The sequence below is a fragment of the Pseudogulbenkiania sp. FW507-F1 genome (genome assembly GCF_058781125.1).
The window spans coordinates 1-13,349 of the sequence record NZ_JBYSWM010000025.1 but is presented as its reverse complement, the minus strand read 5'-3'; the positions used below and the strand labels follow the sequence as shown (position 1 = coordinate 13,349).

Below are 13,349 nucleotides of genomic sequence, written 5' to 3'. Positions count from 1 at the left end.
CCTGTCCGCCAGGAAGCGCTCACCGGGACGGCGCGGAAGACCTCACTGACACGGCGAGTGCCCGGCCGGTTCTTCTTCCTGCCCGCTCTTGGCCGGACGGCGCGTGGCTCGCCGCGCTATTCCCGAGCCCCGGGGCCGTGTTGGCTGAGCTAGAATGATCCCTTTTTCCGGTTCGCTTCGGCCAACCTTATTGCTCAGGTTTTTCTCGACATGACCGTACCCGTCATCACCATCGATGGACCCTCCGCCTCCGGCAAGGGCACCGTGGCCGCTTTGGTGGCCGACCAGCTCGGATTCCACTATCTCGATTCCGGCTCGCTCTACCGCTTGGTGGCCTTGCTTGCCATCCGTCGCGGCATCCCCATGGAGGACGAGGCCGCGCTGGCCGAGGCGGCGCGCCAACTGCCGGTCGCCTTTGCCGACGGCACGGTTTGGCTCGACGGCGAAGACGCCGGCGACGCCATCCGCGGCGAAGAAATCGGCATGGGTGCCTCGCGTGTCGGTGCGCTGCCGGCGGTGCGCGAAGCGCTGCTCGAGCGCCAGCGCGCCTTCCGTCAGGCACCCGGCCTGGTCACCGACGGGCGCGATATGGGTTCGGTGGTGTTTCCCACCGCGACGCTCAAGGTTTTCCTGACCGCCAGTGCCGACGAGCGAGCCAGCCGGCGCTATAAGCAGTTGATCGGCAAGGGGGAATCTGCTAACCTTCCAAAGATTAAGCAGGACATAGTCGATCGTGATGCGCGCGATGCCGCCAGAACGGTCGCCCCCCTGCGCCAGGAGCCGGATGCCAAACTGCTTGATACCACCGAACTGACCATCGACCAAGCGGTCGAGGCAGTCGTTCAGTGGTTCAGGGAGCAACAGGCCTCCGGCCTCTAATTTTTTTAGCACCCGTCTTTGCTGCATTGCAAGACGGTATCTCAACCACTAACCCGCGTGCCGCAAGGCATGCACGTGTGAGTAATCTTAATGACTACCCTCGCTATGGAAAACTTCGCCCAGCTGTTCGAAGAAAGCCTCACCCTTCACGACATGCGCGTAGGCGAAGTGATCACGGCCGAAGTTGTTGGCCTTGATTCCAACTTTGTAACCGTGAACGCCGGCCTCAAGTCCGAGTCGCTGATTCCGGTTGAAGAATTCAAGGCCGATAGCGGCGTTATCGAAGTGGCTATTGGCGACTTCGTGACCGTGGCCATCGACGCGCTGGAAAACGGCTTCGGCGAAACCAAGCTGTCGCGCGAAAAAGCCAAGCGCCTGGCCGCCTGGATCGAGCTGGAAGAAGCCCTGGAAGCCGGCACCATCATGTCCGGCCTGATCAGCGGCAAGGTCAAGGGTGGTCTGACCGTTATGGTCAACGGCATCCGCGCCTTCCTGCCGGGCTCCCTGGTTGACGTACGTCCGGTGAAAGACACCACCCCGTACGAAGGCAAGCAGGTCGAGTTCAAGGTCATCAAGCTGGACCGCAAGCGCAACAACGTGGTGGTATCCCGCCGCGCCGTGCTGGAAGAAACCCTGGGCGAAGAGCGCAAAGCTCTGCTGGAAACCCTGTGCGAAGGCGCTGTGGTTAAAGGTATCGTCAAGAACATCACCGACTACGGTGCGTTCGTTGACCTGGGTGGCATCGACGGTCTGCTGCACATCACCGACCTGGCATGGCGCCGCGTCAAGCACCCGTCCGAAGTCCTCGCCGTGGGCGACGAAGTCGAAGCCAAGGTGCTTAAGTTCGACCAGGAAAAGAACCGCGTTTCGCTGGGCCTCAAGCAGCTGGGCGACGACCCGTGGGTTGGTCTGTCCCGTCGCTACCCGTCCGGTACCCGCCTGTTCGGCAAGGTGACCAACCTGACCGACTACGGCGCGTTCGTTGAAATCGAACAAGGTATCGAAGGTCTGGTGCACGTGTCCGAAATGGACTGGACCAACAAGAACGTACACCCGTCCAAGGTGGTTCAGGTTGGCGACGAAGTCGAAGTCATGATCCTCGAGATCGACGAAGACCGCCGCCGTATCAGCCTCGGCATGAAGCAGTGCCTGGCCAACCCGTGGGACGATTTCGCTGCGACCTACAAGAAGGGCGACAAGCTGGTCGGCGCCATCAAGTCGATCACCGACTTCGGCGTGTTCGTGGGCCTGCCGGGCGGCATCGACGGCCTGGTTCACCTGTCCGACCTGTCCTGGAGCGAAACCGGCGAAGACGCCGTGCGCAAGTTCAAGAAGGGCGACGAGGTTGAAGCCGTTGTTCTGTCCATCGACGTGGAAAAAGAGCGTATCTCCCTGGGCATCAAGCAGCTCGAAGGCGATCCGTTCAACAACTACGTTGCCATGAACGACAAGGGCGCCCTGGTCAAGGGTACCGTGAAGTCGCTGGACGCCAAGGGCGCCGTGATTCAGCTGGACGGTGACGTCGAAGGCTACCTGCGCGCTTCGGAAGTGTCCCGCGACCGCGTGGAAGACATCCGCACCCACCTGAAGGAAGGTGACGAAGTTGAGGCCGTGATCATCGCTGTCGATCGCAAGAGCCGCAACATCAGCCTGTCCATCAAGGCCAAGGATGCCCAGGAAGAAGGCGCTGCCCTGCGCTCCCTGGCTGCCAGCGATGCCAACGTCAGCGCTGGTACCACCAGCCTGGGCGCGCTGCTGAAAGCCAAGCTGTCTTCGGGCAACAACGCTGAGTAATGGCATCATGACCAAATCTGAGCTGATTGCCAGGCTGGCGGAACATCTTGCCGAGCGCAATTCTCAGTTGGTCTACAAGGATGCTGAGCTGGCCGTCAAGACCATCCTGGATGCGATGGCCGGCAGCCTGGCCACCGGGCAGCGCATCGAAATCCGCGGCTTCGGTAGTTTCGATCTGAACTACCGGCCGCCGCGGGTCGGGCGCAACCCGAAGTCGGGCAGCAGCGTCTCGGTTCCTGAGAAGTTTGTGCCGCATTTCAAGGCGGGCAAGGAACTGCGCGAACGGGTTGATCTCGCGCTGCTTGCCCAGGAGCAGGTCTGAAAGGCCTGCCCTTGCTGTCTTACCAGCCCAAGCAAAGCGCCGCTCATCGCGGCGCTTTTTCGTTGCCGCCTCCCGCGCGGCTTGGGTTGTGTCAGCCAATCGTTTAAACTTGCACTCCGGCTTACTCCTTACCCCGAGAAAAACCATGCGCTACGTGCTGCGTATCATCGAACTTGTCCTCTTGGTGCTGCTGATCGCCGTGACGGTGCAGAACAGCCATCAGGTCGATTTCAAGCTGTTCTTTGGACAGGTCTGGAGCGCGCCGCTGATCGTGTTTCTGCTTGTGTTTTTCATTGCCGGAGCGGCGGTCGGCCTGTTGGCGACCCTGTCCTACTACCTGCGCTTGCGCCGGCAGCTGTCGCTGCTGAAAAAGGAATTGCGCAATCGACCGCCCTCGCCGCGTGTAGTGCACGACCCCAGCGACGCCTTGGCCGATTGAAGATGACCGTTGCAAGCTGCCGCCCCTTCGGGCGGCAGCCGTATTTTTGTCGTTGAAGAGAAAGGATGGCCTTGGAGCTCGATCTGTGGTGGTTGCTGCTGTTCCCCGCGTTTTTTGCCCTGGGCTGGCTGGCGGCGCGCGTCGACATGCGTTCGGTGCTGAAGCAGGCAAAGGAAGTCCCGGCGGGTTTCTTCCGCGGTCTCGATGCCCTGGTGGAAGAAGACAGTGGGGCAGCGGTCAAGGCTCTGGCCGAAGTGGCCCGGCAGCAACCGGCGGTGCAGGAACTGCCGCTGACCTTGGGCAAGCTCTACCGCAAGCGTGGCGAGAATGACCGTGCCATCCGCTTGCACCAGCGGATGCTGGAGTCGACCGACTTGCCGTCCGAGCAACGCGACGCCGTGCGTTTCGAACTGGCACAGGACTTCCGCAAGGCCGGCCTGGTCGACCGGGCCGAAGAGATTTTGCTCAAGCTGCTCAGTGGCAACATGGGGCGCTCGGCGCGGCGGCAGCTGCTCGACATCTACCAGCAGGACCGCGATTGGGAGAAGGCCATCGCCACGGCCAAGGAGTTGCGCAGCGACGCCCACTCCTACCAACACGAGGTGGCCCAGTACCACTGTGAACTGGCCCAGGGCGAGTTGTACAAGTCCAATTATCCCGAGGCGCGTCGTCACGTCACCGAGGCGCTGGCAGCCAATCGCAAGTGCGTGCGCGCCAGCCTGATCTTGGGAGACATCGAGTTCGCCGAAGGCCGTCTGGAAGAGGCCATCGCCGCCTGGCAGGGCATCGAGAAACAGAATTTCGAATACCTGTCGATGGCCGCCGAGCGGCTGTTCGACGCGTATGAAAAACTTGGCAAGCCGAGCGAGGGGATTGCACTGCTGCGCGGCTATCAGAAAACCTTCCCGCAATTGGAGCTGACCGATCTGTTGTACCAGAAGGTCGCCACCTACGAGGGGGAGGCGCGTGCCCTAGAAGCGGCGCGCGAGGCGGTGCATGCCCGGCCCAGCCTGAATGGGGTGTACCGGCTGATCGAGTCGCAGATGGACGGGCTGACGCCGGAAGGCCGTGCCGACGCCGAGGTCATTCGTACCCTGGTCTCCAAACATGCGCAGCGGCTCACCGTGCATCGCTGCAAATGCTGCAACTTCCGTTCGCGCGCCTTCTTCTGGCACTGCCCGGCCTGCGGCGAATGGGAGAGCTTCACCCCCAACCGCTCGGAGATTCACTAAGCGCCCATTTCATCAGGCGGCTACGCCTTGGCAACCCGAGCACCGACGGTGTGTGGAGTCCTCCTGTACGACGTGGTACATGTGGCTCCTGCGTGCTGTCGGCTCTCTCGCTGTCCTGGCGTGCTCGCCGACTGTAGCGGGCTTTAAATCGTTTCAGGAGTCTGCATGAATCCTTTGGTTTCGGCCAACCTGTCCGGAGCGCCTGTGTCTCCGGTCGTCGTCGCGCTGGATTTCGCCGACGCCAACAGCGCGCTCGCTTTTGCCGCTCGCCTCGACCCCGCCGAATGTCGCGTCAAGGTGGGCAAGGAGCTGTTTACCGCGTCCGGCCGCGCGCTGGTGGAAAGCCTGGCCGCACGCGGCTTCCAGGTATTCCTCGATCTCAAGTTCCACGACATTCCCAACACCGTGGCGCACGCCTGCAAGGCGGCGGCCGAGGCTGGGGTGTGGATGGTCAACGTGCATGCCTCCGGTGGGCGCCGCATGATGACGGCGGCGCGCGAGGCGCTGGAACAGTACAGTCAGCGCCCGCTGTTGATTGCCGTCACCGTGCTCACCAGCATGGAGGCCGCCGACCTGGCCGAAATCGGCATTACCGTACCGCCGCAGGAGCAGGTGCTGCGCCTGGCTCGCCTGACGCGCGACAGCGGTCTCGACGGCGTGGTGTGTTCGGCGCAGGAGGCCTCGCTGCTCAAGGCTGAGTTGGGCACCGAATTCAAGCTGGTCACCCCGGGCATCCGCCTGCCAGACAGCGCCGCCGACGATCAACGCCGCGTGATGACGCCGACCGCCGCGCTTGCCGCCGGCGCCGACTACCTGGTGATCGGCCGCCCGATCACCAAAGCCGCCGAGCCGCTGGAGGTGCTATGCAAGATCAACCAGGATATCGCTCACTTCCGGACGACCCAAGCATGAAAATCACCGTAATCGGATCGGGCTACGTCGGCCTGGTCACCGGCACCTGCCTTGCCGAGGTCGGCAACGAGGTGTGCTGCCTCGACGTCGACCCGGCCAAGATCGCGCTGCTGCAAGCCGGCGGCATCCCGATCTACGAACCGGGCCTGGACGACATGGTGCGCCGTAACGTCGCCGCCGGCCGTCTGCATTTCACCACCGACGTGGCCGAGTCGGTCGCCTTCGGCGACATCCAGTTCATCGCGGTCGGCACCCCGCCGGACGAGGACGGTTCGGCCGACCTGCAGTACGTGCTGGCCGCCGCGCGCAACATCGGCCGCTACATGGACGGCTACAAGGTCGTCGTCGACAAGTCCACTGTGCCGGTCGGCACCGCCGACAAGGTCAAGGCGGCGATCGCCGAGGTGCTGGCCGAGCGCGACGCCCAGCTCGACTACAGCGTGGTCTCCAACCCGGAATTCCTCAAGGAAGGTGCGGCGATCGAGGACTTCATGAAGCCCGACCGCATCGTGGTCGGCGCCGAGGACGAGCGCGCCGTCGAGATGATGCGCCGCCTGTACGCGCCGTTCCAGCGCAACCACGAGCGCATCCTGTTCATGGACGTGCGTAGCGCCGAGCTGACCAAGTACGCTGCCAACGCCATGCTGGCGACGCGCATCTCGTTCATGAACGAACTGGCCAACCTGGCCGAGACGCTGGGTGCCGACATCGAGCTGGTACGCCGCGGCATTGGCTCCGACCCGCGCATCGGCTACCACTTTCTCTACCCCGGCGCCGGCTACGGCGGTTCGTGCTTCCCCAAGGACGTCAAGGCGCTGATCAGCAGCGGCAAGGCCCACGGCCATACCCTGCGCGTGCTGGATGCGGTGGAAGCCGCCAACGACGCGCAGAAGCTGCGCCTGGTGGACAAGGCGGTGGCACGTTTCGGTGAGGACCTGTCCGGGCGCCGCTTCGCGCTGTGGGGGCTGGCGTTCAAGCCCAATACCGACGACATGCGCGAGGCGCCCTCCCGGGTGATCGTGGCCGAGCTGACGCGCCGTGGCGCCGAGGTGGTGGCGTACGATCCGGTCGCCGCCGAGGAAGCGTGCCGCGTGATGGGCGACAATCCACGGCTGCGCTTCGCCGAGGACATGATGAGCCCGCTCGACGGGGCCGACGCCCTGCTGATCGTCACCGAGTGGAAGATGTTCCGCGCCCCGGACTTCGAGGCGATCCGCGCCGCGCTCAAGGTGCCGGTGATCATCGACGGGCGCAATATGTACGATCCGGCCTGGCTGCGCGAGCAGGGCTTCGATTACCTGGCGATCGGGAGGTAAGACCATGACGACGGGACTGTTGCAGGCACTGGCCTTGCAGCCGGCCAGCCTGGCCGAAGCCATGGGGCGCGCGCGCGTGCTGGTGGTGGGGGACGTGATGCTGGACCGCTACTGGTTCGGTGACGTTTCCCGCATCTCGCCGGAGGCGCCGGTGCCGGTGGCCAAGATCGGCCGCATGGAAGAGCGTGCCGGCGGTGCCGCCAACGTGGCGCGCAACATCGCCGGGTTGGGCGGCAAGGCCACCATCCTGTCGGTGGTCGGGGACGACGAGGCCGCCAGCGCGCTGGAACGGCTGATGGACGCCGACGGTATCGCCACCTCGTTCAAGCGCGACGCCGGCATCTCCACCACCATCAAGTTGCGCGTGGTGGCACGTCAGCAGCAGCTGATCCGGCTCGACTTCGAAGATGCGCCGAGCCATGAGATCCTCGCCGACAAGCTGGACGAGTACGCCGCCATCGTTGCCGACCACGACGTGGTGATCCTGTCCGATTACGGCAAGGGCGGGCTGACCCACGTCTCGCGCATGATCGAGCTGGCGCGCGCGGCTGGCAAGCCGGTGCTGATCGACCCCAAGGGTGACGACTACAGCAAGTATGCCGGGGCCACGCTGCTCACCCCCAACCGCAGCGAATTCAGGCAGGTGGCCGGCAGCTGGCAGAGCGAGGAACAGCTTGTCGCCAAGGCCGAGGCGCTGCGTGCCGAACTGAACCTCGACGCCCTGCTGGTGACGCGCAGCGAGGAGGGCATGACGCTATTCCGTGCCGACGGCGCGTTGCACCAGCCGACCCTGGCGCGCGAGGTGTACGACGTATCGGGCGCCGGCGATACCGTGATCGGCACGCTGGGCCTGGCGCTGGCCGCCGGGCTGCCGCTGCCGCTGGCGATGTCGCTGGCCAACGCCGCCGCCGGCATCGTGGTCGGCAAGCTGGGCACCGCGGTGTGCACCCAGCCGGAACTGTTCGCGTTGTAATCGGCTGGCAAAGGGGACACGCCATGCTGTGGCACGACGAGGTGCTGTCATTCTGGTTCGGCGGCGTCGAGGAGGAAAACCTGGCGCGCGAGCGTGGCGCCTGGTTCCGCAAGGATGCCGCATTCGACGAGTCGATCCGGCAGCGCTTCCTGAGGCTGGTCGAGGCGCTGGAGGCGGGGGCCTTGCCGCCCGATCTCGGCGATGCCCGCGCCACGCTGGCCTGGCTGATCGTCGCCGATCAGTTTACGCGCAACCTGTTCCGTGGCACGGCGCGTGCCTTCGGCTGCGACGCGCGGGCGCGCGAGGTGGCGCGCCAGGCGGTGGCGGCGGGGCTCGATGCCCGGTTGCCGCCGGTGGCGCGCTGGTTTGTCTACCTGCCATTTGAGCATAGCGAGGCGCTCGCCGATCAGGACGAGGCGGTGCGGCTGTTTGCCGCGCTGGCCAGCTACCCCGGCCAGGACAATGTAATCGATTACGCCCGCCGCCACCGCGCGGTGGTCGAACGTTTCGGGCGCTTTCCCCATCGCAATGCCGCGCTGGGCCGGGAAAGCACCGCGGAAGAAGCGGTGTTCCTCGAGGAACCCGGTTCCTCCTTCTGAAGAATCCGTCTGAAAAGGACTACACCATGACCATCGTCGTTACCGGCGCCGCCGGCTTCATCGGCTCCAATATCGTCAAGGCGCTCAACGGCCGCGGCATCACCGACATCATCGCCGTCGACAACCTGAGCTCCGGCGACAAGTTCCGCAATCTGGTCGACTGCGAGATCAGCCACTACCTCGACAAGCACGAATTCCTCGACCTGCTGCTGGACGGCGAGTACGACGGCGAGCTGATGGCCATCGTGCACGAGGGCGCCTGCTCCGACACCATGAACCACGACGGCAAGTACATGATGGACAACAACTATCAGTACACGCTGGCGCTGCTCGACTACTGTCAGAGCGAGGAAATCCAGTTCCTGTACGCCTCCAGCGCGGCGGTGTATGGCGGCGGCAGCACCTTCAAGGAGGAGCGCGAGTTCGAGGGGCCGCTCAACGTCTACGGCTACTCCAAGTTCCTGTTCGACCAGGTGCTGCGCCAGCGCATGAAGGAAGGCCTGACCGCGCAGGTGGCCGGTTTCCGCTACTTCAACGTCTACGGCCCGCGCGAGCAGCACAAGGGGCGCATGGCCTCGGTGGCGTTCCACAACTTCAACCAGTACCGCGAAACCGGCAAGGTCAAGCTGTTCGGCGGCTGGGACGGCTGGGGCGACGGCTGTCAGAGCCGCGATTTCGTGTCGGTGGAGGACGTGGTCAAGGTCAACCTGTTCTTCCTCGACAATCCGGAACTGTCCGGCATCTTCAACCTCGGCTCCGGCCGGGCACAGCCGTTCAACGATGTGGCCGTGGCCACCGTCAACGCCTGCCGTCGCCACGAGGGCAAGCCAGCCTTGAGCCATGCCGAGCTGGTGGAGCAGGGCATCCTCGAGTACACGCCGTTCCCGGACGCGCTCAAGGGCAAGTACCAGAGCTTCACCCAGGCCGACATCGGCAAGCTGCGCGAGGCCGGTTACGACGAGCCGATGCTGTCGGTGGAGCAGGGCGTTGATAGGTATGTCGATTGGTTGATGAGCCGCTGAGAACCTATGCCATTAGGCGGCTGCGCCTTTGCATCTTGAGCGCCGGCGGACCGCGTGCGAATTTTAGATTCGCTCAGCGATTCGGAATCCTCATGCACTCCGTGTACATTCCGGTTCCTGCGCTCCGGCGACACTCAACCCGCTTTGGCTCGCTCGCCTACTGGATAGGTTCTGGGTTACGTAGCCAAGAATGACAAACAGCCCGCATCGCGGGCTGTTTGTCTTGGGGCCGAAGTGCCTGGAGAGCTAGATCAGTTCTTCGGCATGATATTGTTGAAGACGAACTTCACGCCGTCGACCTTCTCGGCGATGGCGCCGACTTCGGCCATCTGCAGGCCTTCATCGACATTGCCTTCGATGGTGACGTCGTTGTTTTTGCCACTGACCTTCAGGTTGAACGCCTTGAGCGTGGGGTTGGCGTCGATGGCGGTCTTGACCTTGGCGGCCAGCGCGGCATCGGCCGCCTCGTCGGCCAGCGCGAACTGGGCCGGCAGCAGGGTGGCGGCCAGCAAGGCCATTACCAGTTTCGAAGCAAAAACACGTTGTTTCATGGCGGACTCGCTTATGGAAAAAGGCGGGAATGATGGTGCGTCGAAGGGGACATCCCTTGCCGTGATTCCCGGATAGCGCCATCGTACATTTTGAACATTACAGAAATATTGAATTAAACCGTTCGGTAGCCGGCACCTGTGGCAAAGCCCTGTCGAGGCCGTGGATTTTTTTTGGCGCGCAACCGGTATAATGATCGGCTTATACGGAGAATCCGCATGACCCTGCCCACGTTCAAGCATCTGGAAGATTTCGTCGGCCACACCCCGCTGGTCCAGCTCAAGCGTCTGCCCGGCAATACCAGCAACATCGTGCTGGTCAAGCTGGAGGGCAACAACCCGGCCGGCTCGGTCAAGGACCGTCCTGCCCTGTCGATGATCCGCCGCGCCGAGGCGCGTGGCGACATCAAGCCGGGTGATACGCTGATCGAGCCCACCAGCGGCAACACCGGCATCGCGCTGGCGATGGCGGCGGCGATGATGGGTTACCGCATGATCCTGGTGATGCCGGACAATTCCAGCGCCGAACGCGTGCAGACCATGCGTGCCTACGGCGCCGAGGTGGTGCTGACGCCGGCGGCGCTGTCGATGCCGGGCTCGATCGACGAGGCGCGGCGCATGGAAGCGGCGGGCGGGGGCATCATCCTCGACCAGTTTGCCAACCCGGACAATCCGCTGGCGCATTACGAGGGCACCGGCCCGGAGATCTGGGCCGATACCGCCGGCACCGTGACGCACTTCGTTTCCAGCATGGGCACCACCGGCACCATCATGGGCACCAGCCGTTTTCTGAAGGAAAAGAACCCGGCGATCCAGATCGTCGGCGTGCAGCCGGAGCCGGGCAGCCAGATCACCGGCATCCGCAAGTGGGAAGACGAGTACCTGCCCAAGATTTGCGATTACTCGCGCATCGATGAGCTCCGGCTGGTGTCGCAGCAGCTGGCCGAGCAGACCGCGCGCGACCTGGCTCGCATCGAGGGGATCATGGCCGGGCCGTCGTCCGGCGGGGCGCTGGCGGTGGCGCTGCAACTGTCGCAGCAGCTGGAAAACGCGGTGATCGTCTCCATCGTCTGCGACCGCGGCGACCGCTACCTGTCCACCGGCCTGTTCCCCTGAGCGCGTGCGAATAAGCGGCGGTGCGCGCCGATTCCGCTGTCGTGGCCTTCGCCGTGCCGCTGGTACGGCGGCGCCACGCCAGCTGGTCTCGGGGCGTTCGCCACGATTTCTTCCACCCGCTTTGAGCCTGTTTTCGATTTTCTGACACCGTCCGCATGGCACAACACGCTTTTTCTCCCGACAAAGACGGCTCGATGAGCCCGCTGGCCTGGTACCGGGCTGCTTCGCAGAAGGATGGCTTCATCCACGATCCGGTGCAGGAGACTGCGGTGGGCATGCTCGACACGCTGTGGCAACAGCTGGTCGACTTCAAGACCAAGCGCAACCGTTTCCTCGGGCGCAGCCTGAGAAGCCCCGAGGTGCCGCAGGGTCTGTACTTCTGGGGCGGGGTGGGGCGCGGCAAGAGCTTCCTGATGGATGCCTTCTTCACCTGCGTGCCGTACCGGCGCAAGCGCCGCGTGCACTTTCATCATTTCATGGCCGAGGTGCACAACCAGCTGCGCTCGTTGAGCAAGGAGACCGACCCGCTGGTGACGGTGGCGGCACGCATCGCCCAGGCGACGCGGCTGCTGTGCTTCGACGAGTTCCATGTCAGCGACATCGCCGACGCCATGATCCTGTCGCGCCTGTTGAGCGAGCTGTTCCGCCATGGCGTGATCATGGTGTTGACCTCGAACTATCCCCCCGACCAGCTCTATCCCAACGGTTTGCAGCGCAACAACTTCCTGCCGGCGATCGAACTCCTGAAGCAGCACCTGGCGGTGTTCAACCTCGACGGCGGCAACGACTACCGGCTGCGCGAGCTGACGCGCGAGCCGCTGTTCATGGTGCCGTCCGGCGCGGACAGCGACGCGCGCATGGAGGCGATGTTCGACCGTCTCACCGCCGGGGCGTCGGAGTCGCCGCGCCAGATCGAAATCCAGGGGCGCAAGCTGATGGTCAAGCGCCACGCGCCGGGGGTGATCTGGTTCGATTTCGCCACGCTGTGCGGCGGCCCGCGTTCGCAGACCGACTACCTCGATATCGCCGCCGGATATCATACCGTGTTCGTTTCGGGCATCCCCAGGCTGTCGGCCAACGACGCTTCGCCGGCGCGCCGGCTGACCTGGCTGGTGGACGTGTTCTACGACCACCGCGTCAAACTGGTGGCCAGCTGCGCGGTGGAGATCGACGGTATCTACACCGAGGGGATGCAGGCCAGCGAGTTCTTCCGCACCGCGAGCCGTCTCACCGAGATGCAGTCGAGCAGCTACCTGGAGTTGCCCCACCTGGTCGACAACTTCAAGCTCGAGTCGCTGCAGTCGATCGCGCTGTAATGGTGCCCGGCGAGGCGCCACCAGGAGGGCAACCTCGTTGGCAAGACAACAAAAAAGCGGCCATCAGGCCGCTTTTTTGACGAGGAGCGTCGCGATTACACGCGCTTCTTGAATTCGTTGGTGCGGGTATCGATTTCGATTTTCTCGCCGGTGTTGACGAAAGCCGGAACCTGAACTTCGAAGGTGGTACCGACCAGACGGGCGGGTTTCAGCACCTTGCCCGAGGTATCGCCGCGTACGGCCGGCTCGGTGTATTCCACTTCGCGCACCACGCTGGTCGGCAGTTCGACCGAGATGGCCTTGCCGTCGTAGAAGGTGACCTGGCACACGTCTTCCATGCCGTCGACGATGTAGTTGATGGTGTCGCCGAGGTTGTCGGCTTCCACTTCGTACTGGTTGTACTCGGTGTCCATGAACACGTACATCGGGTCGGCGAAGTAGGAGTAGGTGCAGTCCTTGCGGTCCAGAACGATCACGTCGAACTTGTCGTCGGCGCGGTAAACGGTTTCGGAGCCGGCGCCGGTCAGCAGGTTCTTCATCTTCATCTTGACGACGGAGGCGTTACGGCCGGATTTGCTGAATTCGGCCTTCTGCACGACCATCGGCTCGGAGCCGACCATGAATACGTTGCCTGCGCGGAGTTCCTGTGCGGTTTTCATTGCTTCAAAGTCCCAAATCTTGAGTCGGAATCGGAAACGGATTTCCGTAAAAACCAGCTATTGTAGCGTGTTTTCAACCATTTGCACCAGCCGGCTTGCCAAGTCGGACGATCCCAGCGCCTGCTTCGGCCAACCCTGGGCGTGGCGTCGCAGTTCGTCCAGCTGCGGCGCCAGCGCGGCCCAGGCTGTGGCCATCCCCTGGCCGCGGTTCCAGGCGTGGAA

At 63.7% G+C, this 13,349-nt stretch carries 15 protein-coding genes; 12 read left to right on the top strand and 3 right to left on the bottom strand.

What is annotated here, in order from left to right; all coding sequences use genetic code 11:
- Nucleotides 1-210: 210 nt before the first annotated feature.
- The 10 genes from cmk to rfaD all read left to right on the top strand — a co-directional run bounded on the left by cmk (nt 211) and on the right by rfaD (nt 9,488).
- Nucleotides 211-879 carry a (d)CMP kinase gene (gene cmk, locus AC3WG5_RS15045; RefSeq protein ID WP_492569320.1) on the top strand — a complete coding sequence of 223 codons (669 nt, stop codon included), beginning with the start codon at nt 211-213 and terminating at the stop codon, nt 877-879.
- A gap of 90 nt (nt 880-969) precedes the next feature.
- Nucleotides 970-2,673 carry a 30S ribosomal protein S1 gene (gene rpsA / locus AC3WG5_RS15040; protein WP_008955013.1) on the top strand — a complete coding sequence of 568 codons (1,704 nt, stop codon included), beginning with the start codon at nt 970-972 and terminating at the stop codon, nt 2,671-2,673.
- Between the two features lie 7 nt (nt 2,674-2,680).
- Nucleotides 2,681-2,995, top strand: coding sequence for an integration host factor subunit beta (locus AC3WG5_RS15035; protein WP_008955014.1), 315 nt, complete (start codon nt 2,681-2,683; stop codon nt 2,993-2,995).
- Between the two features lie 145 nt (nt 2,996-3,140).
- A complete protein-coding gene (locus tag AC3WG5_RS15030) occupies nt 3,141-3,434 on the top strand; it encodes a lipopolysaccharide assembly protein LapA domain-containing protein (RefSeq protein ID WP_008955015.1) in 294 nt (97 codons plus the stop codon).
- Between the two features lie 71 nt (nt 3,435-3,505).
- Nucleotides 3,506-4,666, top strand: coding sequence for a lipopolysaccharide assembly protein LapB (gene lapB, locus AC3WG5_RS15025; protein WP_173387107.1), 1,161 nt, complete (start codon nt 3,506-3,508; stop codon nt 4,664-4,666).
- Nucleotides 4,667-4,831: 165 nt separating this feature from the next.
- Nucleotides 4,832-5,578, top strand: a complete 747-nt coding sequence (pyrF, locus tag AC3WG5_RS15020) for an orotidine-5'-phosphate decarboxylase (protein WP_014088138.1) — start codon at nt 4,832-4,834, stop codon at nt 5,576-5,578.
- Nucleotides 5,575-6,894, top strand: a complete 1,320-nt coding sequence (locus AC3WG5_RS15015) for a UDP-glucose dehydrogenase family protein (RefSeq protein ID WP_492569318.1) — start codon at nt 5,575-5,577, stop codon at nt 6,892-6,894. Before pyrF ends, AC3WG5_RS15015 begins: the two co-directional genes overlap by 4 nt.
- Before the next feature lie 4 nt (nt 6,895-6,898).
- The gene (gene rfaE1, locus AC3WG5_RS15010) at nt 6,899-7,867 is read left to right on the top strand and encodes a D-glycero-beta-D-manno-heptose-7-phosphate kinase (RefSeq protein ID WP_014088136.1); all 969 of its coding nucleotides are present in this window, start codon (nt 6,899-6,901) and stop codon (nt 7,865-7,867) included.
- Between the two features lie 23 nt (nt 7,868-7,890).
- Nucleotides 7,891-8,466: a DUF924 family protein gene (locus tag AC3WG5_RS15005; RefSeq protein ID WP_492569316.1), complete on the top strand. Its 576-nt coding sequence runs from the start codon at nt 7,891-7,893 to the stop codon at nt 8,464-8,466.
- A 26-nt stretch (nt 8,467-8,492) separates the two neighbouring features.
- Nucleotides 8,493-9,488 carry an ADP-glyceromanno-heptose 6-epimerase gene (rfaD, locus tag AC3WG5_RS15000; RefSeq protein WP_492569314.1) on the top strand — a complete coding sequence of 332 codons (996 nt, stop codon included), beginning with the start codon at nt 8,493-8,495 and terminating at the stop codon, nt 9,486-9,488.
- A gap of 251 nt (nt 9,489-9,739) precedes the next feature.
- Here the strand turns inward: rfaD and AC3WG5_RS14995 are convergent, their stop codons facing one another.
- Nucleotides 9,740-10,039, bottom strand: coding sequence for a BON domain-containing protein (locus tag AC3WG5_RS14995; protein ID WP_008955022.1), 300 nt, complete (start codon nt 10,037-10,039; stop codon nt 9,740-9,742).
- Between the two features lie 216 nt (nt 10,040-10,255).
- Here AC3WG5_RS14995 and cysM point away from each other — a divergent pair, with 216 nt between their 5' ends.
- Both cysM and zapE read left to right on the top strand, forming a co-directional pair.
- Nucleotides 10,256-11,152, top strand: a complete 897-nt coding sequence (gene cysM / locus AC3WG5_RS14990) for a cysteine synthase CysM (RefSeq protein WP_014088132.1) — start codon at nt 10,256-10,258, stop codon at nt 11,150-11,152.
- A 155-nt stretch (nt 11,153-11,307) separates the two neighbouring features.
- Nucleotides 11,308-12,468: a cell division protein ZapE gene (gene zapE / locus AC3WG5_RS14985; protein WP_492569312.1), complete on the top strand. Its 1,161-nt coding sequence runs from the start codon at nt 11,308-11,310 to the stop codon at nt 12,466-12,468.
- A 95-nt stretch (nt 12,469-12,563) separates the two neighbouring features.
- Here zapE and efp read toward each other — a convergent pair whose 3' ends face one another.
- Nucleotides 12,564-13,127, bottom strand: coding sequence for an elongation factor P (efp, locus tag AC3WG5_RS14980; RefSeq protein WP_008955025.1), 564 nt, complete (start codon nt 13,125-13,127; stop codon nt 12,564-12,566).
- A gap of 57 nt (nt 13,128-13,184) precedes the next feature.
- Nucleotides 13,185-13,349: elongation factor P maturation arginine rhamnosyltransferase EarP (gene earP / locus AC3WG5_RS14975; protein ID WP_492569370.1), on the bottom strand; the 165-nt coding region annotated here is incomplete at its 5' end.

What these genes read in the sequence shown, in the direction of transcription:
- cmk (WP_492569320.1), top strand. Translation starts at nt 211, where the DNA reads ATGACCGTACCCGTCATCACCATCGATGGACCCTCCGCCTCCGGCAAG.
- rpsA (WP_008955013.1), top strand. Translation starts at nt 970, where the DNA reads ATGACTACCCTCGCTATGGAAAACTTCGCCCAGCTGTTCGAAGAAAGC.
- AC3WG5_RS15035 (WP_008955014.1), top strand. Translation starts at nt 2,681, where the DNA reads ATGACCAAATCTGAGCTGATTGCCAGGCTGGCGGAACATCTTGCCGAG.
- AC3WG5_RS15030 (WP_008955015.1), top strand. Translation starts at nt 3,141, where the DNA reads ATGCGCTACGTGCTGCGTATCATCGAACTTGTCCTCTTGGTGCTGCTG.
- pyrF (WP_014088138.1), top strand. Translation starts at nt 4,832, where the DNA reads ATGAATCCTTTGGTTTCGGCCAACCTGTCCGGAGCGCCTGTGTCTCCG.
- AC3WG5_RS15015 (WP_492569318.1), top strand. Translation starts at nt 5,575, where the DNA reads ATGAAAATCACCGTAATCGGATCGGGCTACGTCGGCCTGGTCACCGGC.
- rfaE1 (WP_014088136.1), top strand. Translation starts at nt 6,899, where the DNA reads ATGACGACGGGACTGTTGCAGGCACTGGCCTTGCAGCCGGCCAGCCTG.
- AC3WG5_RS15005 (WP_492569316.1), top strand. Translation starts at nt 7,891, where the DNA reads ATGCTGTGGCACGACGAGGTGCTGTCATTCTGGTTCGGCGGCGTCGAG.
- rfaD (WP_492569314.1), top strand. Translation starts at nt 8,493, where the DNA reads ATGACCATCGTCGTTACCGGCGCCGCCGGCTTCATCGGCTCCAATATC.
- AC3WG5_RS14995 (WP_008955022.1), bottom strand. Translation starts at nt 10,039, where the DNA reads ATGAAACAACGTGTTTTTGCTTCGAAACTGGTAATGGCCTTGCTGGCC.
- cysM (WP_014088132.1), top strand. Translation starts at nt 10,256, where the DNA reads ATGACCCTGCCCACGTTCAAGCATCTGGAAGATTTCGTCGGCCACACC.
- zapE (WP_492569312.1), top strand. Translation starts at nt 11,308, where the DNA reads ATGGCACAACACGCTTTTTCTCCCGACAAAGACGGCTCGATGAGCCCG.
- efp (WP_008955025.1), bottom strand. Translation starts at nt 13,127, where the DNA reads ATGAAAACCGCACAGGAACTCCGCGCAGGCAACGTATTCATGGTCGGC.